Here is a 23514-nt window from a genome sequence, read left to right as displayed (position 1 = left end):
CCCCGCCGTCCCGCTCATGCCGTCAGCCGTTTTTCAGCACAGCCGCGTCAAGGGCTTGTGCCAGCACATCCGCGCTTCCGATGTGGTTGGCCAACACCAGAATGAGCCGTGCGTTCAGGGCTTCGCTTTCCGATTTGTCCAGCCCGTCATGGGCGGCCAGCAGCCCGGCATAGAAATCATCGCCATTGTCGAGATTCGGGGTGAGGATCAGATCGGCCATCTTGCTTACTCCTTACCGGTGGCCCGGCGGATCGCCTGCCGGAATGCGTTTTCTTCGAAGCTGTCGCGCCGTGCGGCCACGTGCTGATCGGGGCGGATCAGATAGACCGCGCTGTCTGCGTCGCCCAGATAGCGTCGCTTTAGCTCCAGTGTCAGGTCATCCTTGACCGACAGCGCCAGACGGGTGGCTTCGATGCCGTCTTCCTCGATCCGGTCGGGGGCGTCGGCGTCGATGGTCAGCAGGGTGAATTTACCCGCCAGTTTCGGCAACAGGAAATCGTCCCCCAAAGGCGCATCCGGGCAGGCCGCGCCCGGGCGCGTGATGTCCGGTCCGTTCAGGGCATCTGCCGAACTGAGCGACGATCCCTCATAGGTACAGGGCGTGCTCAGCCGACCGGAATTCACCAGCGGTCGCGCGAATTCAAATTGCTCGCTGAGGTCCAGAACCGCATCCCGGAACTGCCGTGACATGTCGGATTTCGGCGTGATGAAATCGGTCGAGCGCGTGGACATGCGGATATTTTCATCGGCGGCCTGAACCCGCTCGCGGTTGTAGCTGTCCAGCAGAATCTCGGGCGCTTTGCCGTCGATGACCAGTTTGAGCTTCCAGCACAGGTTATCCGCATCCTGCATTCCGGAATTTGCACCACGCGCGCCAAACGGGCTGACCTGATGCGCACTGTCCCCGGCGAACAAGACGCGGCCATAACGGAACCGCTCCATCCGCCGACATTGGAAGGTGTAGATCGACACCCATTCCAGTTCGAATTTCACATCCTCGCCCAACATCGCCCTGAGCCGCGGAATGACGTTCTCGGGCTTTTGTTCGTTTTCCTTGTCGATGTCCCAGCCCAGTTGCAGGTCGATGCGCCAGACATTGTCGGGCTGTTTGTGCAACAATGCCGATTGCCCGCGATTAAAGGGCGGATCGAACCAGAACCAGCGTTCGGTCGGGAAATCGGCCTCCATCACCACATCGGCGATCAGGAAGTTGTCCTCGAAGACGCGGCCTTCAAAATCCAGCCCCAGCATCCGGCGCGTCGGGGAATGCGCCCCGTCACAGGCAATCAGCCACTCGGCCTCGATGTTATAGGGGCCTTCGGGGGTTTCGACCTCGAGCGTGACATGGGTGTCGTGGGTGCCGATGGCCTCAACCTTGTTGCGGCCGCGGATTTCGAGGGGGGCACCTTCGGCCTGCAATTCGCGCACCCGGTCAACAAGGGCGTTTTCAAAATAGTATTGCTGCAGGTTGATGAAGGCGGGATTTGCATAACCCGTGTCAGGCTGCAGGTCGAACTCATAAACCTGACGATTGTCGAAATAGACCTTGCCCGCGTTCCACAGCACCCCTTTTTCCACCATCGGACGCCCTGCGCCCAGACGGTCGGCAATATCGAGCGTGCGCTGGGAAAAGCAGATGGCGCGGCTGCCGAAACTGACCTTGTCATTGTCGTCCAGCACGACGACCTCGACCCCTTGCTGGGCCAGATCGATCGCGGTGGCCAACCCGATCGGCCCCGCGCCGATCACGATCACCTTATGTCGGGAAGGAGAGTGTGCATCCTGATCCGGGCTGCGTTCATAGGCGTATAGCGGGACTTCGAAGATCTTGTTCATGGGCCTCCCCCGATGGTCCGGCGCGGGTTGCGCGCAAGATTTCGTTCCCCGGCCCTGTGGGGCCGAAGACTTGAGCCAATGGTTTCACCGAAAATTCCGCCGCAAAACGATCTGGATCAAATGCGACGGAATGTCCTCGGCCGTTATATTGGTCTTACCGTGCGTACGGGTCTGAGAGAGCGGGCAGCACTGTGCCGGTGCAGTCGCCGAAGCCGATTGTGTACCCCTTGCCTTTGGCTGCGCCGGTCAGGGTCAAGGTGTCGCCATCCTCGATGAAACTGCGCGTCTCGCCGCTGTCCAGCGTCAGCGGTTCCTTTCCGCCCCAACTGAGTTCAAGCAGCGAGCCGCGTTCGGGTTTCGTCGGGCCTGAGATTGTGCCGGACCCCAGCAGATCGCCGGTATTCATCGGGCAGCCCGAAGTTGAATGGTGCGCCAGTTGCTGCGCGGCGGAATAGTACATCTCGCGGTAATTGGTGCGGGCAATGGTGGTGGCGGGTTTGCCTGCGGGTGCCATCGTGACGGACAGGTCAATGTCATACAGCATCGGGCCACAGTCCTTCAGGTGATCCAGCAACTCAACATCACGCGCAGGGGTCTCGCAACGGAATGGCTCCAGCGCGGCCTTTGTCACGATCCAAGGGCTGATCGAGGTCGCAGTCGCCTTGGCCTGAAACGGGCCGAGCGGCTGGTATTCCCACGCCTGAGTATCGCGGGCAGACCAGTCGTTCAGCAGGACGTACCCAAAGATGTTGTCATCGGCCTCCTGCACCGTGATCGGCCCGTCCGAGGGGGTGCCGACGATGGCGCCCATCTCAAGCTCGATGTCAAAGCGGCGGCTGGGCAGGAATGCGGGGCGGTCCTGATCAGGCGATTTGATCTGACCCCAAGGGCGGCGAACATCGGTGCCCGACACCACGACCGAGGATGCTCGGCCGTTATACCCGATGGGAATGTGCAGCCAGTTCGGTGGCAGCGCGTTTTCCGGCCCACGGAACATGGTGCCGACGTTTTGCGCATGATGACGCCCGGCGTAGAAGTCGGTGTATTCGCTGACGGCGAAGGGCAGGTGCAGTTCGGCTTTGTCCTGCGGAACCAGCAGGGGTTCGACCTTGTCCCTCTCGTCGGCCCCATCGGCCAGCAGAGCCGTCAGACGCGCACGCAACGCGGCCCAGACTGCGGGGCCTTGCTCCATCAGCGGGTTCCAGAAGGGCAGATCGAACAGCGGCTCGTCGTCCAGATCAATCACACCTTCGGCTTCGGCTGCGGTCACGTCCAGAATCATGTTTCCGATCGCCGCGCCGCAATGCGGGTCGGACCCATCGACTGAAAAGACACCATAGGGCAGGTTGTTCAGCGGAAACGGGTGGTCGGCGTCATTGGCCGAGGCCACCCAGGATTTCTTCAGTGACATTTTCTATCCGGACCTTTGTCTGAGGGTAAGATTCTTGGTTGAAAATTATCGGACTTGGGTGGTTTTCACTTTTTGCCCGGCGTTCCGTCGAATTTTTTCTCAAGCGAGGTCCAGCAGTCAATGTAATCGTCCTGCAAGGGGGCCTCGTTGGCGGCAAAAGATGTCAGATGCTGCGGGAATCGGGTTTCGAACATGAAGGACATGGTGTTGTCCAGCTTGTCCGGCCCAAGGTTGGCATTCGATGCCTTGTCGAATGCCTCGCGGTCCGGCCCGTGCGGCAGCATCATGTTGTGCAGGCTCATGCCGCCGGGAACGAAGCCCTGTGGCTTGGCGTCGTATTGGCCGTAGATGTTGCCCATCAGCTCGGACATGATGTTCTTGTGGTACCAGGGTGGGCGGAAGGTATCCTCGGCCACCATCCAGCGTTCGCGGAACAGGACAAAGTCGATATTGGCGGTGCCGGGCTGCCCCGAAGGCGCGGTCAGCACGGTAAAGATCGACGGGTCGGGGTGGTCGAACAGGATCGCGCCGACCGGGCAGTAGGTGCGCAGGTCGTATTTGTAGGGCGCATAGTTGCCGTGCCACGCCACCACATCCAGCGGGCTTTGGCCGATCTTGGTGGTGTGAAACTGCCCGCACCATTTGACGGTCACGGTCGAGGGCACCTCACGATCCTCAAACGCCGCGACAGGCGCTTTGAAGTCACGCGGGTTGGCCATGCAGTTGGCACCGATCGGGCCGCGTCCGGGCAGTTCGAACTTCTGGCCGTAATTCTCGCAGACAAAGCCGCGCGCAGGGCCTTCCAGAACTTCGACCCGATAGACCAGCCCGCGCGGGATGATCGCGATTTCCTTGGGTTCCAGATCGATGATCCCCAGCTCGGTCGCAAACCGCAGGCGGCCTTCCTGCGGTACCACCAGCAGCTCAGAATCGGCTGAATAGAAATAGGCGTCCACCATAGACTCGGTGACCAGATAGATGTGGCTGGCCATGCCGACCTGCGTGTTCACGTCGCCTGCCGTGGTCATCGTGCGCATACCAGTCAGCCAGGTCAGCCCCTGATCCGAATGCGGCACCGCATCCCAGCGGTACTGGCCCAGGCTGATCACGTCCGGATCAACAAAAGGCGCCGATTTCCAATAGGGCAGATCGATTTTTTCATAGCGATGCGAATGCTTTACCGACGGTCGGATGCGATAGCACCACGTCCGTTCCGGCGGGTTGGCAGTGAAAGCCGTACCGCTCAGTTGCTCTCCATAGAGACCATAGTTGCAACGCTGTGGGCTGTTCATCCCCTGCGGCAGCGCGTCGGGCAGGGCCTCGGTTTCAAAGTCATTGCCAAATCCGGGCATATAGCCCGCATGGGTGCCGACCGGGCTGCTGGCCTGCGTCATTTCATGCGGATCAGTCGGATGGTTCATCCTGCGTTCCTCCGTTTGCTGCTTGAGGGATAATAGTTGGTTTTGTAACTAACAAGCATGACACAGGACGATTCCATGAAAAAAGATGACTTTGATTTGCAGAATTTCCTGCCCTACCTGCTGAACCGCGCGGCCGAGGAAAGCTCATTGGAGTTTCAGAAACTCTACAAGGACCGCTACGGTATGCTGCGCAACGAATGGCGGGTATTGTTCCATCTGGGAAATTACGGCGAAATGACCGCGAAAGAGATCGGTGACCAAGCGCGCCTCCACAAGACCAAGATCAGCCGCGCGGTGCATAGGCTGGAGGAACGCCGGTATCTGCAGCGCAGTCGCAGTGCAACGGATCGCAGGGTGGAAAACCTGGCGCTGACGGTCCTGGGCCAATCCGTTTATCACGAGCTTTGCGAAGTCGCCGGGCAGTATGACACGCGGTTGGCGGCGCAATTCAGCGCAGACGAGGTGGCCCTGTTACGCAAGATGCTGCACCGTCTGGCGCATATGGTGTGAACACTGGTAATTCAGGCCTCTGGCCCCCAGATGACAACCAGAGCGGACACTGGAATAATAACAAAATGACGACTCCGAACGCCGATGCGGCGAAATCAACTGATCTTATCGAATGGATTGTGACCCGCGGCCTGGAAGGGGCCGCGAAAGAAGAGTTGCTGGACGGCTATTGCAACAAGCTGTTGGAACTTGGCGTGCCCCTGATGCGGTTTCACGCGGCACAGTCCGCGTTGCACCCCGTTTATGGCGGCACCGGGTTCAGCTGGTATGAGGGGCAAGGCGGCGAGTCCGAGACCTTTGAATACACCGAAGAGCCCAGCGAACAGTGGAAGCAAAGCCCTCTCTACGCGATTCTGAACGATGAGGTGGATGAAATCCGCGAGCGTCTGGTTGATCAGAATGAAGCCAGCCGGTTTCCGTTGCTGAATGATCTGCGCGAGATCGGCGCCACCGATTATTATGCCACCGGTGTCAGCTTTGATGTTCCGACGCATAACGGACCCAAAGACGCCAAAAAGGCGGTGGGTGGGGTTTTGATGTCCTGGACCTCGAATGCACCAGAAGGTTTTCAGGACGACGATCTGGGGCTGATCAACACCGCGCTGCCGCACCTGGGGTTGGCGCTGAAATCCGCGTCCAGTGCCCGGATATCCAAAGACCTGATGCGGGTATATCTGGGCCGCGATGCGGGGCGCCGGGTGTTGTCGGGCGAAATCCGTCGCGGCTCGTTGCAGCAGATTGATGCGGTGATCTGGAACTTTGACCTTGAGGGTTTCACCAGCCTGTCCGAAGAGCTGCCGGGTAACGAAATCATCGACATGCTGAACGATTACCTGGCCGTCGCCGTGGGTGTGGTTCACGACAATCGCGGCAACATTCTGAAATTCATGGGCGACGGGCTGATGGCGATGTTCGACGTCGGCGAAATCGACGAAGACGCGCGTGCGGCGCTGAAAGCCGTACCCGTGTTGCAGCAACGGATGGAGGCCCTGAATGCCCGCCGAGAGGCCGAGGGCCTGCCGGTGGCCAGCTTCACCCTGGCCCTGCACGCGGGTGAGATTCTGTATGGAAACATCGGGTCCGAGACGCGCCTGGACTTTACGGTGATCGGCCCGGCCGTGAACCAGACAGCGCGGATTGCCGGGATGCACAAGTCGTTGGGGCAGCGTATTCTGATCTCGGATGACGTTGCGCGCGCGGCGCAGCCCTGCGGTCAAAATCTGGTATCCGTCGGGCGGTATATGCTGCGCGGGGTGTCTGATCCGAAAGAGCTGTTTACGATCTACGAGCCTCCGCACTAAGGACCCGGCTGAGCCAAAGCGGCAAAGACCTGTTTTCAAACGATTTTGACGGAAAAGCCTTCTGCCGTATGATCAAGCCCTGCCGTTGGCGACAGTGGTGAGTAACAAGTTGCGTCTACAAGGAGCCGATCAGACCTTGCAGTTCGATAGTCTATTTGACTCTTTCATAGTAATGCTGGCGTTGGTGGGGTCGGCAGTGTGGTTCCGGCGCCGCAATGTCATTCAAGAGCGGGAACAGGGTGTGTTTGCCCGCCTGGTCACCGATTTTGCCCTGCCGGCACTGATATTCGCCAATCTCAGCAGCGAACCGTTCCGAGCGCGAAGTTTCGAACTTGCCCTTGTGCTTTTTTCGGCCATCGCTGTGGTCATGACCGTCGCATTGTTGGCCGGGCGCTGGATGCGATTGGACCGGCCGGTGTTAGGGTCCGTGATCCTTGTGTCAGGGGTCGGCAGTACTTCGACGCTAGGCTATTCGCTGCTTCAGAACATCTATGGTGACAATAGCGAAATCATGAGCCAACTCGTCGTGATGGGAGAGATTGGCGTCGTGCTGCCCCTTTTTACCGTCGGTGTCGCCATCGCCAGCTATTACGGCGAAAACAACGACCAAGCACCAACGATTGCGGACGCCCTGAAGACATTCGTGCGGTCACCGATTTTTCTGGCGTTTGTATTGGGTGTTCTGGCGTCTGCCATCGGCCTTCCGCAAAGCGGCAGAGTTGTGGAGTTGCTGAGTGACTTCCTTGGGATTGCCAGCGCGTCGCTGACATTTCTCGTGGCTTTTACGATCGGGCTGATGCTGCGCCCTGTCGGATTTCAGCAGTTCGCGGGTTTGTTCGTTCTGGTCTGTGCGTTGAAATTACTGCTCGAGCCGTTGGTCGCGGGCGGGTTTGCCTTTGTGCTGGGGTTGCCGGACTTTCAGCGTGACATATTGGTGATCGAGGCCGCGATGCCGTCCGGGGCTTTGGCCGCAGTGATCGCCGCGCGATACGGGTGCGACGCGGCAATAGCATCAGCCTTGTTGATCGCGACTTTCGTGCTCAGCCTGTTTGCCGTGCCGCTGATTGGGTATTTGGCGCTGTAGGTCACCCCTGCGCTGGGGGCACGGCCCGCTGATACAGATGCCATGTGGCGTGGCCAAGGATCGGCAGGGTGAAGATCAGGCCCAGAAACGCCGGAACCATTGACAACAGCATGGTGACCGAGATGATCGCCGCCCAGGTCAGCATGACCACAGGGCTTTCCGAGACGACCCGGATGGACGTCAACATGGCGGACACGAAATTGGTTTCCCGGTCAAGCAGCATGGGCATGGCAATGACGGTTACTGTGAACAGGACTGCCGACAGAAACGCGCCGACGCAGGTGCCAACAGCAAGGAAAGTCCAGCCCTGCGGAGTGAGGAAAACGATACTCAGGAACCCGTCAAAATCCGAGAAGGATGCGTTCTGCAGAATGATCGCCAGCCAAAGCCGAATCTGGTAAATCCACACCCAGAAAATGAACAGGGTAACAAAGGCCATCCAGCCCATTTCGCGTTTGCGCTGATTGGCCATGACGCCGAGGATTTCAGACCAGCCGAAACTTTCACCCTTCTGCAACCGGCGGGACATCTCGTACAGCCCGGCGGCGGCGAAGGGCGCGACCAGCGGAAAGCCGACAATGGCGGGAATGATCATCCAGATCTTGCCGAGCCAGACCAGACCCCAAACAAACAGGATGCCGAAAAGCGCATAGAACAGGCCGAAAAAGCCGCTCATGACGGGGCGTGCCAGAAAATCGGAAAACCCGGCCTTCAGCGACGCGGTGATATCACTCGACGTCACCGTGTTGACCTCGGGCACGGTTTGCGGCTGCGGCTTCAGATTGTCTGGTGGTGTGGACCCTTCGGTGTCGGATGTCATGGCACGCTCCTCCCAAAGCACAGTGCTTTGCTGATCCGATTGCCAACGGAACCAGCTGTGAACAGGCGCCTTTCCTCTGCAAACAAGTCTGCAACAGGTGAGGCACAAGGGCAAGGCGGAGGAGTTCAGTAGCGGCGTCGCGCGTGTCGGACCGGGCAGGGTCCCTTAGAAATCGATCTCGACGCCCGGCAGGTTCAGCTCTTTCATCATGTCACGCAGCTCTTGCCGCGCGGCGATGTTCGAGATGTTCAGCTGTTTGACACCGATATCCTTGAGGTCCAGCAGGGTCAGGCCCCGTGGGAACAGTTCGCGGAAAATCACCCGCTCGGAAAAGCCCGAGGCGACGCGGAAGCCGATGCGCTGCGACAGCATCTCGATCGCGCGCTGCATCTTTTCCTTGTTGACCATGCGCTGGGTGCCGACGCGGTTGCGTACGACGACCCAGTCGATGGGTTTGAGCCCGGCTTGGGCGCGCAGCTGCCGCGCATTCCACACCATTTCGGAATAGACTGACGGGCCGAGGATTTTCTCGCCCTTTGAATCGATCCGCGCCAGCAGGTCGAAATCGATGAAACTGTCGTTGAGCGGCGTGATCAGCGTATCGGCCAGCGAATGTGCCACTTGGCTGAGGCGAGTGTGTGAGCCGGGGCAGTCGATCAGGATAAAGTCGCTGTCGCTTTCCAGTTCGGCCACCGCAGCGGACAGGCGGTGGTCATAGATGTTCTCACCGGGTTTCAGCTTGCTTGCGTCGATCTCGGGCAGGTCATGGTGGCGCGGGCTGGGCAGCCGTGCTTCCGCACCGTTCATGAAGTTGCCGCGGTTTTCGAAATAGCGCCCAAGGCTGCGCTGCCGCAGGTCCAGGTCCAGTGTACTGACCTTATGCCCAAGCCGCGCCAGAGCGGTGGCCACATGCATCGACACGGTCGATTTGCCTGCGCCGCCCTTCTCGTTCCCCACTACGATGATATGTGCCATGCCTGTATTCCCATGTCCCGCCGTGCTTGCCCACACGTTGTTGTGAGCCACTATATGTTGTGGAATGCGGGAAGGGAAGAACCTCAGTCGGTGATATCAGGCTCTAATTTGGAAAACCAAGGCGTGCGGGCGGGTTAGGCTACGCGCTTGTCAAACGCGGCGCCCTGATTCACTGTCGGATACAGGGATTTGCGATAGGGGCAGCCGTTGGACCATCTGTTTCTGAACGTTCTGAACGTGGTCCTGCCGGTGCTGATCTGCGCCGGGATCGGCTATTGCCTGGCGCTGATCAAGGCACCCTTCGACAACAAGGTGATCGGCGGGCTGGTCTCGCGCGTGGGGTATCCGACGCTGATCATTTCGCACCTGTCCACCACCAATATCGCCGTGGGTACGTTTCTGGATGTGATGGCCGCCGCCGCGTTGGCAATTGCCGGGTTTGGGGTTTTGGGGCTTGTTGCCCTGAAGGCGATGCGCCTGCCGGTGCGGGCATTTCTGACGCCGTTGATGCACGGGAATGTCGGCAATATCGGATTGCCAATTACCCTGTTGGCGCTGGGCGATGCGGGGATGGCCTATACGATGGGTTTCGTGGTGGTCGTGCTGATCAGCATCTTCACTGTAGGGATGTGGATACCAGCCGGGGAATTCTCACCGAAGAAACTCGCCACATCGCCGATCATCTATGCGGTGGTGATATCGCTGGTCCTGATGGCGACCGGATACAGCCTGCCGCAGCCGGTGGCCAAATCTCTTAACATTCTCGGAGGGCTGTCGATTCCGCTGATGCTGCTGACCCTGGGCCACACGCTGGCAACATTGCAGATCCAAAGCCTGGGCCGGGCGGTGATACTGACCGTTCTGCATCTGGTAATGGCGCTCGTGATCGCCAGCGGTCTGGTCTGGACGTTCGGCTTTACAGGCGCCGAACGCGGTGCGGTGATCCTGTGTTGCCTGATGCCGTCTTCGGTGGCGACCTACCTGTTCATCGACCAGCACGTGTCGGAATACGGGTCGGATGTGGCGGGCTTCATTCTGGTCTCGACGCTCAGCACCATAATCGTGCTGCCAGTTGCGCTGTCTTACTGGATCTGAAACGCACCCTATGCGCAGAGGTAAAAATCGCTAAACTGCTGAATAATTGCGTTAATCAACCATGGTTTGAGGGCAATTCGATGCGTGACGAGACCTCGGAAGATGTGACCCCGCAGGCCCGCGCCCGTGTGGTGCTGGCAATGACGGCGATCTGCATGATGGTCGTGGGGTTCAATACCACCGCTGTCGCAACCATCCTGCCCAACCTCAAGGCCGAGTTCGATCTGACTCCGTCCGGGCTGCAGTGGGTGATGGCGACCTATACGGTGGCCAGTGCCACGCTTGTCACCATCGTCAGCCGGCTGGGCGATATAACAGGCAAGATGGGCGTATTTTTCTTTGGTATGGTCGTCTTTGCCATCGGGTCGGCCTCGGTCCTGTTTGCCCAGGATGGGGCGATGCTGCTGTTTGGACGCGGTGCGCAGGGGGCAGGGGCGGCCGCGCTGTTCGGAACCTCTCTGTCGCTGCTGACCGCCGCCACGCCAGAAGAGCAACGCGCCAGCGTCACCGGGGCCTGGGGCGCAATCGTTGGCCTTGCCATCGGTGTCGGGCCAATCGTCGGCGGTGCCTTCGGCCACTATGTCAGTTGGCGCGCGGTTTTTGCAGTTGACCTGCTGCTGCTGGCGTTGGCCTTTGCCATTGGACTGCATGTCAGCAAGCGGAAATATGTTCCGGACACTCGGCTTGCCGGGGCAAAATTCGATTATCCGGGGGCAGTTGCCATCCTGTTGTTCCTTGGACCGCTATCCTTTGCGCTCAGCAACGGGGAAAGTGGGGGTTGGGCCACGCCGCTTACGCTGGTGCCGCTTGCCATTGCAGCGGTGGCAACGGTTGTTCTCGTCATCGTTTCCCGCCGAGCCGCAGACCCGCTGATCGAGCTGCGCTATTTCCGCCACCCGCGCTATTTCATGGCTGCGGCGGGGATGTTCTTTACCGGCTTCACGCTGTTCTGCTTTTTTGTCTATTTCAACACTTTCGTGCAGTCGCCGGACGCCTTTGGGTATTCGTCAATCGGCGCAGGGTTGGCGATCATGCCGCTGAGCCTCAGCATGTTTGTCATCTCGGTCACCGCGCCGCGGTTTCTGGCACCCTACAGCTTTCAATGGCCGGTTGCGATTGGACTTGGCGCGATGGCCTGCGGGTTCCTGTTGCTGATGACGACCACGAACACCACTCAATATGCCGAAATCTGGTGGAAGCTGCTGATTGTCGGCATCGGTTTGGGCGTCTGCTTTTCGCTGCTGCCCCGCCTCGGCCTGCGTCTGCTGCCCGAGGAGCATGTTGGGCAGGGCTCGGGTGTGATCAACGCCTGTCTGTATTTCGGCGCCACCCTGGGTGCCGTGGTCGGAGGTCTTGCCGAATCCATCACCAAACGCCGGGGCCTGTCCGAGGTCATTGACGCGCTGCCCGCAGGATCGACCCAGCGCGAGGATCTGGCCCACGCGCTGACCCACGGTACGCCCAGCCAGATTCAACAGCAGATTGCCGGGATGGACCCAACAGCCGGAACCGCCTTGGCCAAGGCGCTGCGGGATTTGCAGGATAACGCCTTTGACAGCGCCATGCTGGTCGCAGCGGTTGCGGCGCTGATCGGAATGGCCCTGGCATTGATGTTGCTGCGCGGGCCGGTGCCACCGGTGCACAGCGCGGCGGAACTGACGCGCGACCCACGGTAATCGCGTTGTGGTCCCGCCGGGCTTAACCCCCGAGATACACCCCATCTTTCGGGCGGTAGAAAACCTTCTGATCGTGCAGTTTGCCCAGAAGATCGTGAATACGGCGCAGAGTCTCTTCGCGGTCCGTATTGCCACATTCGTCCTCATCCATCGCAGCCTGCGACAACGAGGCGACCGAGCCACGCAACGCCGTTTCGATCAGGTCCATGTCCTCTACCGAAAGCTCGATCATGTCATTGTACTGGGGCATTTTGGGGTCTCCGTCGTAGCTTGGTCTATGTTACCGCCAAAAACAGAATCCACCAGCCCTTGACGGGATCGGTGTCAGCGATGCGCTATCTTCCCCGGCTTTCGTGGAAATGACGTGCAGCCTTTCAATCATACAAAGAAAAAGGCCGCCCCGAAGGGCGGCCTTTCGCATTTCAAACGGGTCAGGCTTAGAAGCCCAGACCTTCGTATTTCTTCTTGAACTTCGACACGCGGCCGCCGGCGTCCATCAGGCGCGACGAGCCACCGGTCCACGCAGGGTGCGAGGAGGGGTCGATTTCCAGAGCCAGCTGGTCGCCTTCGGCGCCCCAGGTGGATTTCATCTGAACCACGGTGCCATCGGTCATTTTGACGTTGATGACGTGATAATCGGGATGGATGTCTTTTTTCATCTTTCCGCTCCTTACGCCTCGGCGCCAGCCTTGGGCTTGTAGTTGGTGACCTCTGCGATACGTGCGGATTTACCACGACGGGTGCGCAGATAGTACAGTTTGGCGCGACGGACGCGGCCACGGCGGACAACGGTGATGCTGTCGATGTTGGTCGAATGCAGGGGGAACACACGCTCCACGCCTTCGCCAAACGAAATTTTGCGGACGGTGAACGAACCGGCGATACCGTTGCCGCCTTTGCGCGCGATGCAGACGCCTTCGTAGTTCTGCACACGGGTGCGCGACCCTTCGGTCACTTTAAAGCCGACACGGATGGTGTCACCGGCTTTGAAATCGGGGATGTCTTTCCCCAGGGCGGCAATCTGTTCCGCCTCAAGCTGTGCGATCAGGTCCATCGCAGTTACTCCTATATGCTCGTGGTTGGTCCACGAAGTTTGGGCACGGGCTGAGAGCTCTTGGTCTTCACCGGGTCCTGCATGCAGCCCGCCAGAGGTCAGATCGAATGTTCCTTTGGTTCGGTCCGCCCTGACACGCCGTGACCGAAGAAAGCCGAGCGCTGCGCCATGATGCAAACCAAAACACCGGAGTCGCGTTTCGCGGCACCGGATTGCCGTCGTTTAAGGAATTTGCGGACAGGGATCAAGCCTGAATCGTCATATATTGCGGGGGGAACGGTAAGATTCCGCTGTCCGCAAACTACGCCGTTGCCTTGTGCGACCGATCAGGCATTCTGGAGGCAATTACAAGAGCAGAAATTTACAACAGGAATGGATCATGCGCATTGCGTTGATGCTGGCCGTTCTGGCCTTTGCGACCCTGTCCTGCGGTCGCAGCACCCCTCCGCCCCAACAGGTCGAGGCCAAAGCTTTTCTGGACACCACGTCGCCTGCGGTCATCTACCCGGCCTTTGGCGATGCCGACCCACATGAGTGGGACGGGCGGCATCCCGGCCATTACCCGGTTCACGGGCTGGACGTGTCGCGCTGGCAGGGGCCAATCGACTGGCGCCGGGCGAGGGCGTCGGGCGTCAGTTTCGTGTTCATCAAGGCGACCGAGGGCGGTGACGTGGCCGACCCCATGTTCGACGACCACCGGCGCGGCGCGCAGGCGGCTGGGGTGCCTTGGGGTGCGTATCACTATTACTATTTCTGCCGCCCGGCGCATGAGCAGGCGCGGTGGTTCATTCAGAACGTGCCCAAGGGCGCCGACCTGCCGCATGTGCTGGATATGGAGTGGACCCCGCATTCCAAGACCTGCAGGCTACGTCCCGATGGCCGCAAGGTCCGTGCCGAGGCGCAGCGGTTCCTCGACATTTTGGAGCGCCATTACGGTCGTCGGCCCATCATCTATACGACGGTTGATTTCTACGAGGAAACCGATATCGGGCGGCTGCCTAAAACCGAGTTCTGGTTGCGTTCGGTCGCGGGGCACCCGCGTGAGGTCTATCCCGGCATGATCTGGCGGTTCTGGCAGTACACCGGCACCGGGTTGGTGCCGGGCGTACAGGGCAAGGTGGATATCAACACGTTCAACGGCCACCCGGAAATCTGGGCGCGCTGGAAGGCGGGGGGTTAGTCTCGCGCCTTTCTGTAGCTCTCCCACAGATCGGGACGCCGTTCGCGGGTGATCTGTTCCGACATTTCGTGCCGCCAATCGGCAATGCGCCCGTGGTGGCCGGACATCAGGATGTCGGGAATCGGGCGCCCCTTCCACTCGGCGGGGCGGGTGTATTGCGGATGCTCCAGCAGGCCCGAGGAAAAGCTTTCCTCTTCGGCTGAGGCCTGATTGCCCAGCACGCCGGGGATCAGCCGCACCGTCGCGTCGATCAGCGCTTGCGCGGCGATCTCGCCGCCGGTCATGACGAAATCGCCCAAGCTGACCTCTTGCACGCCGTAATGCTCCAGTACCCGCTCATCAACGCCCTCGAAACGGCCGCACAGCAGGGTCATACCGTCACAGCGGGCCAGATTCTGCATCATGCGCTGGTCCATCCGGCGGCCACGAGGGCTGAGATAGATCAGAGGCCAGTTGCCCTGTATCCCGGCCATCGTGTGCTCGATCGCCTCGCCCAGTACATCGGCGCGCAAGACCATGCCTGCGCCCCCGCCTGCGGGCGTGTCATCCACGTTGCGGTGCTTGCCGATGCCGAACTGGCGCAGATCGACGGTTTCCAGCTGCCACAACCCTTCTTGCAGGGCTTTGCCGGTCAGGCTTTCGCCCAGAACGCCGGGAAAGGCGGAAGGAAACAGCGTGATGATCTTTGCCTTCCATACCCCATGCAGATCGGGCGTGGGCGTCATCAACTCACGCGGTTTCAGGGTGGGTCGGATCGCTTTGCGACCGTGGGATTTGCTAGGCTTGTCAGTCATGTCGTGCCGATCAAAGCGCCTTTCGCGCGTTCAATAATCGCTTTCTTCTGTTCGATCAGAGCGGCCTCGTCCAAGCGCGAGCGGTTCAGGTCCAGCAATTCGACCAGCACGTCCTCGGGCAGGCGACTGTTGACCTTGGTGGGCTGCACCAGCAGCTTGGCCTTGTCACGGGGCAGGTCCAGATACTCGGCAAACGGGGTGCCGGGGCCATAGCGGCGCAACTGCAGTTCCTCAAGCCATTCGGCGGTAACGGTGACCGATGGCAGCCTGTCCCGGATCTGATCCACGGTATCCTGCAAGGGCGGCAGGTGATCCATGTTCGCTCGATAGGCTTCGTAATCATGCACCTGGCGGATGCGCTCCAGATCATGCGCCCAAAGGCTGCGCAGCCAGCCGCCGCGTTGGCGCAGCGACAGGTAGATGGTAATGTCGACCTCTTGCCCGGAGAAACGATGGCGGATGGCATCCACCAGACAGGCCGCAAGCTCTGGCGCGGTTGCATAGCCGTTTTCGATGTTACGGCTGGGGCGCAAACCGGCAAAGTTTTCCTCGCTGACGATCAGGCCGCGTTTGTCGCCAAAATCGATCGAGTCCAAAAAGTCGCGCACCTGCGTGCCAAATTCGGACAGCGTACCGACGGTTCCATAGACCGAGTGGTTGGTCGCCGCCCGCGACAGGCCGGATTTGCGCGTGCGATAGGGCAGCACCAGCGCGAAATGCGGCCAGATCAGCTCGCGATTGTCATAGAGGAAAGACTGTGCCGCTGTGGTTCCGGTCTTGTGCAGGCCCAGATGCAGCAGGACGCGGCGCATCAGATAAGCCCTTCGGGCGGATCGGCGATGATGCGGCCCTTGTCCAGATCAACGGTCGGAACGGCCTCAAGCGTGAAGGGCAGCAGAACGGTGGCTTTCAGGCCCGGCCCGTGCAGTTCCAGCAGGTCGGTTGCGCCGTGGTTCTGCACCGATTTGATCCGGCCCAGTAGGGTGCCGCCAGTATCATAGACCTCAAGCCCGATCAGGTCGGTGTGATAGAATTCATCATCGGGCAGCGAGGGCAGCTGATCGCGCCGGGCAAACAGGCGCAGGCCTTTCAGCGCGTCGGCCTCTTCCTTGGTCTCGATCCCGCCCAGCCGTGCGGCGAACCCGTTCTTGATCGAGCGGGTCAGGACCAAAGGATAGCGCTGGGCGCCGGCCTCGTCGGTCAGCGGAGAATACGCCTCGATATCTTCGGGTACGGCGCAATAGCTTTTCAGGCGCACTTCGCCGCGCACGCCGTAAGAACCCGCAATGCTGCCGACGCAGATCAGATCACTCATTTGGCCCATCCACCGTCACACATAGCCCATCCTGCCAGTCGCCCCGCGCGGCGCAGGCCTCGCGTTGGTTGCTGCGTTCAAAGAACACGCCCACAATAAATGCGATCAGCAGCAGGATGGGAAGTCGTATCAATCCGAACATCTGTCTATCGCACCTCAACCGTCAGGGTGTCGTCGCGGCATTCCCAGCCAACACGTTCCAGTTCGGGCGTATCCGACAGCTCCTCGGGCCAGCCGACGCAGAAATAGCCGACCAGACGCCAGTTTTCCGGCACGTCCAGATCGCGGGCCATCTGGTCGGGGTCCAGAATGGACACCCAGCCCAGACCCAGCCCGCGCGTGCGCAGGGTCAGCCAGAACAATGTAATGGCCGAAACGACGGAATAGCGGCGTGCCTCGGGCATGGTGCCCGCGCCCAGACCTTGCCCCTTGTCGGTGGCATCGTCGCAGAACACGGCCAGTTGCACCGGGGCCTCTTGCATCCCCGACAGTTTCAGGCCGCTGTAAAGCTGCGCCTTCTCGCCGGAGTATCCGGCTAGGGCTTCGGCATTTGCGGTTTGGAAATTTTTCAGCGCCGCCGCCCGTGCGGCCGCGCTTTCGACGCGGATCACGCGCCAGGGTTCGCTCAGCCCCACCGAGGGGGCCAGTCGAAACGCGTCGAGGCAGCGCGCCAGCACTGCCTCGTCTATCGCGTCGGTGCGGAACCGGCGCACATCGCGCCGGAGCCGCATCAACAGGTCGAACTGCGTGCGGAAATCGTCGGTGAAAGTCTGATCCTGCACGCGCCCGCCTGCTTATTCTTCGGCAGCCGCTTCTTCAGCCGGTGCAGCAGCAGCTTCGGCCGCTTCAGCAGCCTTTGCAGCTTTTTCTTCTGCGCGTTCCTGAGCTTTCTTGCCCGGGGTACCCTTGTTGGGGTTGTTACGCTCGGCTTTTTCACGGGTGCCAGCAGCTTCCAGCATGCGTGCAATACGGTCGGTGGGCTGTGCGCCCTGATCCAGCCAGTACTGGATGCGCTCCATGTTCATTTTCACGCGCTCTTCGCTGTCTTTCGGCAGCAGCGGGTTGTAGGTGCCCAGTTTCTCGATGAAACGGCCGTCGCGGGGCATGCGGCTGTCAGCAGCCACGATGCGGTAGAAGGGACGCTTTTTCGAGCCGCCGCGGGCGAGACGAATTTTCATTGCCATGGTGGTATCTCCTTTGGATGGCATCACGCCAGAGGCGTGTCTTTGTTTGAGCCGGGAAGTGCCCGGTTATTCTTGGTATTCGTGGAAACGGATGATTATTCCTGATGTTTCCGGTGGTGTCGGATGACTTCCTGAATGATGAAATTCAGAAAAGCCTTGGCGAAGTCAGGGTCCAGATTGGCCTGTTTCGCCAGGTCTTCTAGCCGTGCGATCTGCGCAGCCTCGCGCGTGGGATCGGACGGGGGAAGGTCGTGTGCGGCCTTGAGCTTGCCAACAGCCTGCGTGTGCTTGAAACGCTCGCCCAGTGTATAGACAAGGATCGCGTCCAGCCGGTCGATGCTTTCGCGATGCTCTTTCAGCAGCGTTGCAGCCTGTGTCACGGGGTTGGTCATGCGTAGGCCTCCATGCCGCCATTCACCAGATCGCCGGGCGCCGGGTGACGCCAGATCTCGGTGGTGCCGAATTTCGGGTGTTCATAATGATAGTCGAACTGGGCGCCCAACCTTTTGGCTACGGCTTTGCTGGCGTCGTTGTCCGGGTCGATCAGCGAGATCGCGGTTTCCCAGCCCAGAATGTCATAAGCGTGGGTGCGCGCCGCCAATGCAGCCTCGGTCGCATAGCCTTTGCCGGTTGCATGGTTCATCAGCGTCCAGCCGACCTCGGGCTCGGGCCATCCTTCGGGGCACCAAAGTCCGATCCGACCGACATAGGTGCCGGTGTTTTTTTCATCGACGCTCCAATACCCATAGCCGCGCAGAGCCCAATGACCAAAATGTAGAGCAATGATCCGCCACGTTTCGTCCCGGCGCAGAGGCCCGCCGACATACTTCGCAGCATCGCTGGCGAAGAATTCCGCATCCGCGTCCAGATCAGTCTCGGATGGGGCGCGCAGGATCAGGCGCTCGGTCTCAAGCCGGGGGATATGATCGGCGATCGGGTTCACTTCTTCTTACCAAACCCGCTGAGGCCCGGCGGCAGAGCCATGCCGCCGCCCATGCCGGGCATACCGGGCATCTTGCCGCCCATCGCCTTGGCCGCCTGTTCCAGCGCCTTGGGGTCCATGCCTGCGGCCATTTCCTCGGGCGAAGGGCCGCCTTTGCCGAACATGCCCTTCATGGCCTGTTTCAGCATCTTGCCTTTACCCATCTTGCCCATCTTCTTCATCATGTCCGACATCTGCCGGTGCATCTTGAGCAGCTTGTTGAGGTCGCTGACCTCCATCCCCGAACCGGCCGCGATGCGCTTCTTGCGGCTGGCTTGCAACAGCTGAGGATTGGCGCGTTCGCGTTTGGTCATCGACTGGATCAGGGCGATCTGCTGGCGCAGGATCTTGTCGTCCAGACCCGCCTGATCCATCTGCTTGGCCATCTTGCCCATGCCGGGCATCATGCCCATCATGCCCTGCATGCCGCCCATCTGGATCATCTGCTCCAGCTGCATTTTCAGGTCGTTCATGTTGAACTGACCTTTGACCATGCGCTGCATCATGCGCTCGGTCTGTTCCATCTCCATCGTTTCCTGGGCCTTTTCGACCAGAGCAACGATGTCGCCCATGCCCAGAATACGTCCGGCGATCCGGTCCGGCTCGAAGGTTTCGAGCGCGTCCATCTTCTCGCCCAGACCGACAAAGCGGATCGGCTTGCCGGTGACCGCGCGCATCGACAGCGCCGCACCGCCGCGCCCGTCACCGTCCATCCGGGTCAGAACCACGCCTGAGATGCCGACCTTGGCGTCGAATTCCTCGGCCACTTCCACGGCGACCTGACCGGTCAGGCCGTCAACGACCAGCAGGGTCTCGCGCGGGTCAACAGCGTTGCGGACCTGCTCGACCTCGTCCATCAGCACTTCATCGATATGCAAACGGCCCGCCGTGTCGAGCATGTAGACGTCATAACCACCCAACGTCGCCTGCTGTTTGGCGCGCTTGGCGATGTCGACGGGTTTCTGACCGGGCACGATCGGCAGAGTATCCACGCCGACCTGCGTGCCCAGAACCGCCAACTGATCCATCGCCGCCGGGCGATAAACGTCCAGCGAGGCCATCAGGACCTTTTTGCCCTCTTTCTCTTTCAGGCGTTTGGCCAGCTTACCGGTGGTGGTCGTTTTACCCGAGCCCTGCAGACCGACCATCAGGATTGGGGCAGGTGGGTTGTCGATCTTCAGCTTGCCGGGATCTTCTTCGCCCCGCAGGGTATCGACCAGCGCGTCATGCACGATCTTGACGACCTGCTGGCCGGGAGTGATCGATTTGGTCACCGCCTGACCGGTCGCCTGTTCCTGCACCTTCTTGACGAATTCGCGGGCCACCGGCAGCGAGACGTCGGCCTCAAGCAGCGCAACCCGGACCTCACGCAGAGCGGTCTTGACGTCTTCTTCGGACAGGGCGCCTTGTTTGGTCAGCCGGTCAAAGACGCCGGAAAGGCGTTCGGATAGATTTTCAAACATGCCTTCGGCCTCCTTAGCCGGTTATCTGGTGGCACTTCCTAATTAGGAGGCACCGGTTAAATGCACAATTGCCCCCACGGGCGAAACTCGCTGGTGGGGGGCGATCCCTGAACGACTCAAGGGACCGGAAGGATCGTCTCTTCCGGATGTTGGGCAGTTCATTATGTCTGTTTTCGCCTGTAGTCAAGCCGGACACGCCGGCAGGCCTTGAAACCGGCTGGCTTTGGCGGCATCAGCAACGCGATATCATCAGGAGTCTCTCATGGACGCATCATCCGCCTTTCAGGACGCGCTACCGCTCAGCTCGGATGCGCTGTTGGCACAATTGGACGACTGGGGTCTGGCCTATCGGCTTCACACCCATGTGCCGCTGCGTACGGTCGAAGATTCGAAATCGGTCGAGGATCAGTTCATGGTGCCGGGCGAAAACGCCCTGCGCCTGAAGAACCTGTACCTGCGCGACAAGAAAAAGCGGAACTATCTGGTGACGCTGGAACAAAGCCGCGAGATCGACCTCAAGGCGCTTGGGGCGGAGTTGGGCGTGGGCAATCTGTCCTTCGGCTCGGCGGATCGGCTGCTGCAGAACCTCGGTATCCGGCCCGGAGCGGTCAGCCCGCTGGCGATGATCAACGGGGTGCAGAACGATGTGCGGTTCTTTATGGATGGTGCGGCGCAGCAGGCCGATGTCATTTACATGCACCCTCTGGTCAATGACCGCACTGTTGCGATGGCGCGGACCGATCTGATGGCGTTCTTCGACCGGACCGGTTGTGAGGTGACCTGGCTGCCCTGATCCAAGGCCAAAGAACAGGTGCGCCCAGCCGTTGCAAAAACAGGCTGGGCGCGCAGGGCATTCAAGGTGCAGGCGATCAGGCCGCCAGTTCTTGGACGGCTTTCTGTGCTTTGGCCATCGTGGTTTCCGCGTCCAGAGCCATCTGATCGGCGGCGACAACATCCACATCATGAATGCCGATAAAACCAAGTACGTGTTTGGCATAGTTGGTGGCGAAATCGACCTTGGACCCGACCGCGGTACCGCCCGAAGCAATCGCCAGAACCGCGCGTTTGCCCTCCAGCAGGCCCTTGGGGCCGTTCTCGGTGTATGAAAAGGTCAGGCCAACGCGGGCCACCAGATCAATCCACGCTTTGAACGCCGCAGGCACCGAGAAGTTATAGATCGGCAGACCGACGACGATAGTATCAGCCTTCTGCAGTTCATTCACCAGCGTATCCGACAGCGCCAGTTGATCGCGCTGGGTCTCGTCCCGCTGATCGGCGGGGGTGAAATTGGCATTGATCCAGTCCTCGGTCAGCAGGGGAAGGGGGCTGGCCAGATCACGGCGGATGATGCGCGCAGCGCCCAGATGCTTGACGATGCGGTCGGACAGATCGCGGGTGGCAGACCCTTCGCGGCGGGCCGAGGCATCAATATGCAGGATGGTTTTGGTCATTTCACTTGGTCCTTTTGGATGGGGAATTCTCGTCTGCGCCCAATATGGATGTTGCGTACATGAACAAAACTCGGATACATCAACAGTTGATGTTGGAATTTGCACAGTAAGGTGACGCCTTGGACAATTGGGACGAAGTCAGAACCGCTTATCAGGTGGCCCGCATGGGCACTGTCAGTGGCGCGGCCGAGGTGCTGGGCGTGCACCATGCCACCGTGATCCGCCACATCGACGCGATCGAGGCGCGGCTGGGCGTCAAGCTGTTCCAGCGCCACGCGCGCGGCTACACCCCCACCGAGGCCGGAGATGACCTGCTGCGCGTGGCGCAGGCGACCGAGGATCAGTTCAACCAACTGGTCGGGCGGATGAAGGGGCGTGGCGATGACGTCTCGGGTGAACTGGTCGTGACGTCTCTGTCGTCGCTGGCGCCGCTGGTGGTGCCCGTGCTCAGCGAGTTTCAGCGCCTGCATCCGGGACTGATCGTGCGCTACCTGACCGGAGACCGCCTGTTCCGTCTGGAATATGGCGAGGCCCATGTGGCCATTCGGGCGGGGTCGGCCCCGGATCAGCCGGACAATGTGGTGCAGCCCTTTATCACGCAAGAGGTCGGCCTGTTTGCCAGCACCGCCTACGTGGATCGCAACGGGAAGCCCGCCAATATTGAGGACTTCGCCAATCACCACTTCGTCAGCACCGACGACGAAAACAGCCGCGCTCCGTTTTCCCGATGGTTGCGCGCGACGGTTCCGGCCGAGAATATCACCTTTCGCTGTACCAACAATTTCTGCATCCGCGAGGCGGTTTTGTCCGGTGCCGGGATCGGCTTCATGGCCCGCTGGGAGGCCGCCCGCGACCCGAATCTGATCGAGGTGATCGATCCGCTGCCGGAATGGTTCGGGAACCTGTGGCTGGTGACCCATGTGGATCTGCACCGCACCACCAAGGTGCAGAGCTTTCTGACATACCTTAAGGATCAATCCAAAGGCTGGCTGGCGTGACCCCCCAAGCACAGGGCCATCTGGCCATGCTTGTGTTTTCGGCCTTGGTGGCGGGCAGCTTTTCGCTGGGCTCGTTGGTCGCCAACCAGATCGCGCCCGAGGCAATCACGGCGGCGCGTTTTCTGATTGCGGCGGTTGTGATCGGGATTGCGGCACTGATGACCACCGGCCTGCCGCGCAGCGCGGCGCAGGCGCCGTGGCGCTATCTGGTGCTGGGCGGGCTGTTTGCCGGCTATTTCGTTCTGATGTTCCACGGCCTGAAGACCGCACCCCCGGTCAGCGCGGCCGCTGTGTTCACGCTGACTCCGGTGATGTCGGCGGTGGCGGGCTGGGTGCTGCTGCGGCAGATCACGACGCCCCGGATGGCCCTTGCCCTGACGGTGGGTGCCGTGGGGGCGCTCTGGGTCATTTTCCGCGCGGATTGGCAGGCTTTTACCGCGTTCCAGATCGGAGGCGGCGAGATCATCTATTTCTGGGGCTGTGTGGCGCACGCGATCTACACACCGATGGTGCGCAAGCTGAACCGGGGAGAACCGGCGGTGGTGTTCACCTTTGGTACTCTGGTCGCGGGTTGCGTTCTGCTAACGCTTTTTGGTTGGTCCGACATCCGGGCGACCGATTGGGCCAACTTGCCGCTGATCGTCTGGGTGGGGCTGCTTTATGTCTCGATCTTTGCCACAGCGGCCAGTTTTGTTCTGGTGCAGTTTGCGACGCTGCGGCTGCCCTCGGCCAAGGTGATGGCCTATACCTACCTGACGCCCAGCTGGGTGATCCTTTGGGAAATCGCGTTGGGACAGACGCCGCCTCCGCTGTTGGTTGTTGTGGGCGCAATCCTGACCGTCATCGCGCTTGTGCTGCTGCTGAAATCCGAAGAACAGCGCGGCACAACGAACCCGGTGCCTGAATGAAGCTTGCCTTCCCCTGAAATTGTGCCAGCGTCAGAGGCAGGCAATAGACAGGCATG

At 60.4% G+C, this 23514-nt stretch carries 28 protein-coding genes; 9 read left to right on the top strand and 19 right to left on the bottom strand.

From position 1 onward, the window contains the following. Positions 1–22: 22 nt before the first annotated feature. From ACR0DO_RS12265 to hmgA, 4 genes are all read right to left on the bottom strand, one after another. On the bottom strand, positions 23–220 hold the full coding sequence (locus tag ACR0DO_RS12265) for a DUF2783 domain-containing protein (protein ID WP_170447898.1): 198 nt from the start codon (positions 218–220) through the stop codon (positions 23–25). 5 nt (positions 221–225) lie between these two features. Continuing rightward, the gene (locus tag ACR0DO_RS12260; protein ID WP_480559065.1) at positions 226–1836 is read right to left on the bottom strand and encodes an FAD-dependent oxidoreductase; all 1611 of its coding nucleotides are present in this window, start codon (positions 1834–1836) and stop codon (positions 226–228) included. A 154-nt stretch (positions 1837–1990) separates the two neighbouring features. Next, a complete protein-coding gene (fahA, locus tag ACR0DO_RS12255; protein ID WP_480559063.1) occupies positions 1991–3247 on the bottom strand; it encodes a fumarylacetoacetase in 1257 nt (418 codons plus the stop codon). A 65-nt stretch (positions 3248–3312) separates the two neighbouring features. Beyond that, positions 3313–4668, bottom strand: a complete 1356-nt coding sequence (gene hmgA / locus ACR0DO_RS12250) for a homogentisate 1,2-dioxygenase (RefSeq protein ID WP_480559061.1) — start codon at positions 4666–4668, stop codon at positions 3313–3315. 75 nt (positions 4669–4743) lie between these two features. On the opposite strand from hmgA, the gene ACR0DO_RS12245 reads away from it, so the two are divergent. The 3 genes from ACR0DO_RS12245 to ACR0DO_RS12235 all read left to right on the top strand — a co-directional run bounded on the left by ACR0DO_RS12245 (position 4744) and on the right by ACR0DO_RS12235 (position 7563). After that, positions 4744–5178: a MarR family winged helix-turn-helix transcriptional regulator gene (locus ACR0DO_RS12245; protein WP_480443221.1), complete on the top strand. Its 435-nt coding sequence runs from the start codon at positions 4744–4746 to the stop codon at positions 5176–5178. A gap of 65 nt (positions 5179–5243) precedes the next feature. After that, a complete protein-coding gene (locus ACR0DO_RS12240) occupies positions 5244–6479 on the top strand; it encodes an adenylate/guanylate cyclase domain-containing protein (RefSeq protein WP_170447908.1) in 1236 nt (411 codons plus the stop codon). A 94-nt stretch (positions 6480–6573) separates the two neighbouring features. Next, a complete protein-coding gene (locus ACR0DO_RS12235) occupies positions 6574–7563 on the top strand; it encodes an AEC family transporter (RefSeq protein WP_480559241.1) in 990 nt (329 codons plus the stop codon). A 1-nt stretch (position 7564) separates the two neighbouring features. Here the strand turns inward: ACR0DO_RS12235 and ACR0DO_RS12230 are convergent, their stop codons facing one another. Together ACR0DO_RS12230 and ACR0DO_RS12225 are read right to left on the bottom strand one after the other, a co-directional pair. After that, entirely contained in the window at positions 7565–8383 is an 819-nt protein-coding gene (locus ACR0DO_RS12230; RefSeq protein ID WP_480559059.1) for a DUF2189 domain-containing protein, read from the bottom strand. A 165-nt stretch (positions 8384–8548) separates the two neighbouring features. Continuing rightward, positions 8549–9358, bottom strand: coding sequence for a division plane positioning ATPase MipZ (locus ACR0DO_RS12225; RefSeq protein WP_170447914.1), 810 nt, complete (start codon positions 9356–9358; stop codon positions 8549–8551). Between the two features lie 207 nt (positions 9359–9565). Between ACR0DO_RS12225 and ACR0DO_RS12220 the strand changes: the two genes are divergently transcribed. Continuing rightward, positions 9566–10453 carry an AEC family transporter gene (locus tag ACR0DO_RS12220; protein WP_480559057.1) on the top strand — a complete coding sequence of 296 codons (888 nt, stop codon included), beginning with the start codon at positions 9566–9568 and terminating at the stop codon, positions 10451–10453. An 80-nt stretch (positions 10454–10533) separates the two neighbouring features. Beyond that, positions 10534–12129 (top strand): MFS transporter, encoded by a 1596-nt coding sequence (locus ACR0DO_RS12215; protein WP_480559055.1) that lies wholly within the window; start codon positions 10534–10536, stop codon positions 12127–12129. Positions 12130–12151: 22 nt separating this feature from the next. Here ACR0DO_RS12215 and ACR0DO_RS12210 read toward each other — a convergent pair whose 3' ends face one another. The 3 genes from ACR0DO_RS12210 to rplS all read right to left on the bottom strand — a co-directional run bounded on the left by ACR0DO_RS12210 (position 12152) and on the right by rplS (position 13183). Further along, a complete protein-coding gene (locus ACR0DO_RS12210; RefSeq protein WP_480559053.1) occupies positions 12152–12379 on the bottom strand; it encodes a hypothetical protein in 228 nt (75 codons plus the stop codon). Between the two features lie 187 nt (positions 12380–12566). Continuing rightward, positions 12567–12788, bottom strand: coding sequence for a 50S ribosomal protein L31 (gene rpmE / locus ACR0DO_RS12205; RefSeq protein WP_170428949.1), 222 nt, complete (start codon positions 12786–12788; stop codon positions 12567–12569). An 11-nt stretch (positions 12789–12799) separates the two neighbouring features. After that, on the bottom strand, positions 12800–13183 hold the full coding sequence (gene rplS, locus ACR0DO_RS12200; RefSeq protein WP_170447921.1) for a 50S ribosomal protein L19: 384 nt from the start codon (positions 13181–13183) through the stop codon (positions 12800–12802). A gap of 379 nt (positions 13184–13562) precedes the next feature. Between rplS and ACR0DO_RS12195 the strand changes: the two genes are divergently transcribed. Beyond that, the gene (locus ACR0DO_RS12195; RefSeq protein WP_480559051.1) at positions 13563–14363 is read left to right on the top strand and encodes a glycoside hydrolase family 25 protein; all 801 of its coding nucleotides are present in this window, start codon (positions 13563–13565) and stop codon (positions 14361–14363) included. Here ACR0DO_RS12195 and trmD read toward each other — a convergent pair. The 9 genes from trmD to ffh form a co-directional block, all read right to left on the bottom strand. Beyond that, positions 14360–15157 (bottom strand): tRNA (guanosine(37)-N1)-methyltransferase TrmD, encoded by a 798-nt coding sequence (trmD, locus tag ACR0DO_RS12190; RefSeq protein WP_170674093.1) that lies wholly within the window; start codon positions 15155–15157, stop codon positions 14360–14362. The genes ACR0DO_RS12195 and trmD overlap by 4 nt on opposite strands. Then, positions 15154–15969, bottom strand: a complete 816-nt coding sequence (locus ACR0DO_RS12185; RefSeq protein ID WP_480559049.1) for a hypothetical protein — start codon at positions 15967–15969, stop codon at positions 15154–15156. The genes trmD and ACR0DO_RS12185 overlap by 4 nt, the downstream gene beginning before the upstream one ends. Then, positions 15969–16472 carry a ribosome maturation factor RimM gene (gene rimM, locus ACR0DO_RS12180; RefSeq protein WP_170447928.1) on the bottom strand — a complete coding sequence of 168 codons (504 nt, stop codon included), beginning with the start codon at positions 16470–16472 and terminating at the stop codon, positions 15969–15971. Before rimM ends, ACR0DO_RS12185 begins: the two co-directional genes overlap by 1 nt. After that, positions 16465–16614 carry a hypothetical protein gene (locus tag ACR0DO_RS12175; RefSeq protein ID WP_480559047.1) on the bottom strand — a complete coding sequence of 50 codons (150 nt, stop codon included), beginning with the start codon at positions 16612–16614 and terminating at the stop codon, positions 16465–16467. The genes rimM and ACR0DO_RS12175 overlap by 8 nt, the downstream gene beginning before the upstream one ends. Positions 16615–16618: 4 nt before the next feature. Then, positions 16619–17254, bottom strand: coding sequence for a 5,6-dimethylbenzimidazole synthase (gene bluB / locus ACR0DO_RS12170; protein ID WP_480559045.1), 636 nt, complete (start codon positions 17252–17254; stop codon positions 16619–16621). 12 nt (positions 17255–17266) lie between these two features. Then, entirely contained in the window at positions 17267–17656 is a 390-nt protein-coding gene (gene rpsP, locus ACR0DO_RS12165; protein WP_170388164.1) for a 30S ribosomal protein S16, read from the bottom strand. 95 nt (positions 17657–17751) lie between these two features. Then, complete coding sequence (locus ACR0DO_RS12160; RefSeq protein WP_170447932.1) at positions 17752–18048, bottom strand: chorismate mutase; 297 nt, start codon at positions 18046–18048, stop codon at positions 17752–17754. Further along, positions 18045–18599: a GNAT family N-acetyltransferase gene (locus tag ACR0DO_RS12155; protein WP_480559043.1), complete on the bottom strand. Its 555-nt coding sequence runs from the start codon at positions 18597–18599 to the stop codon at positions 18045–18047. Before ACR0DO_RS12155 ends, ACR0DO_RS12160 begins: the two co-directional genes overlap by 4 nt. Next, positions 18596–20101 (bottom strand): signal recognition particle protein, encoded by a 1506-nt coding sequence (gene ffh, locus ACR0DO_RS12150; RefSeq protein ID WP_480559041.1) that lies wholly within the window; start codon positions 20099–20101, stop codon positions 18596–18598. The genes ACR0DO_RS12155 and ffh overlap by 4 nt, the downstream gene beginning before the upstream one ends. A 262-nt stretch (positions 20102–20363) precedes the next feature. Here ffh and ACR0DO_RS12145 point away from each other — a divergent pair, with 262 nt between their 5' ends. Further along, positions 20364–20894: a prolyl-tRNA synthetase associated domain-containing protein gene (locus ACR0DO_RS12145; protein WP_480559039.1), complete on the top strand. Its 531-nt coding sequence runs from the start codon at positions 20364–20366 to the stop codon at positions 20892–20894. 76 nt (positions 20895–20970) lie between these two features. Here the strand turns inward: ACR0DO_RS12145 and ACR0DO_RS12140 are convergent, their stop codons facing one another. Then, positions 20971–21552 carry an FMN-dependent NADH-azoreductase gene (locus ACR0DO_RS12140; RefSeq protein ID WP_480559037.1) on the bottom strand — a complete coding sequence of 194 codons (582 nt, stop codon included), beginning with the start codon at positions 21550–21552 and terminating at the stop codon, positions 20971–20973. A gap of 119 nt (positions 21553–21671) precedes the next feature. On the opposite strand from ACR0DO_RS12140, the gene ACR0DO_RS12135 reads away from it, so the two are divergent. Then, a complete protein-coding gene (locus ACR0DO_RS12135; RefSeq protein WP_480559035.1) occupies positions 21672–22550 on the top strand; it encodes a LysR family transcriptional regulator in 879 nt (292 codons plus the stop codon). Continuing rightward, positions 22547–23458 (top strand): DMT family transporter, encoded by a 912-nt coding sequence (locus ACR0DO_RS12130; RefSeq protein ID WP_170447945.1) that lies wholly within the window; start codon positions 22547–22549, stop codon positions 23456–23458. Before ACR0DO_RS12135 ends, ACR0DO_RS12130 begins: the two co-directional genes overlap by 4 nt. Positions 23459–23514 lie beyond the last annotated feature (56 nt).

This window comes from Ruegeria sp. AM9 (assembly GCF_056540565.1).
Note: the sequence above shows the minus strand (reverse complement) of the source record. Positions and strands in the feature narration are given on the sequence as shown.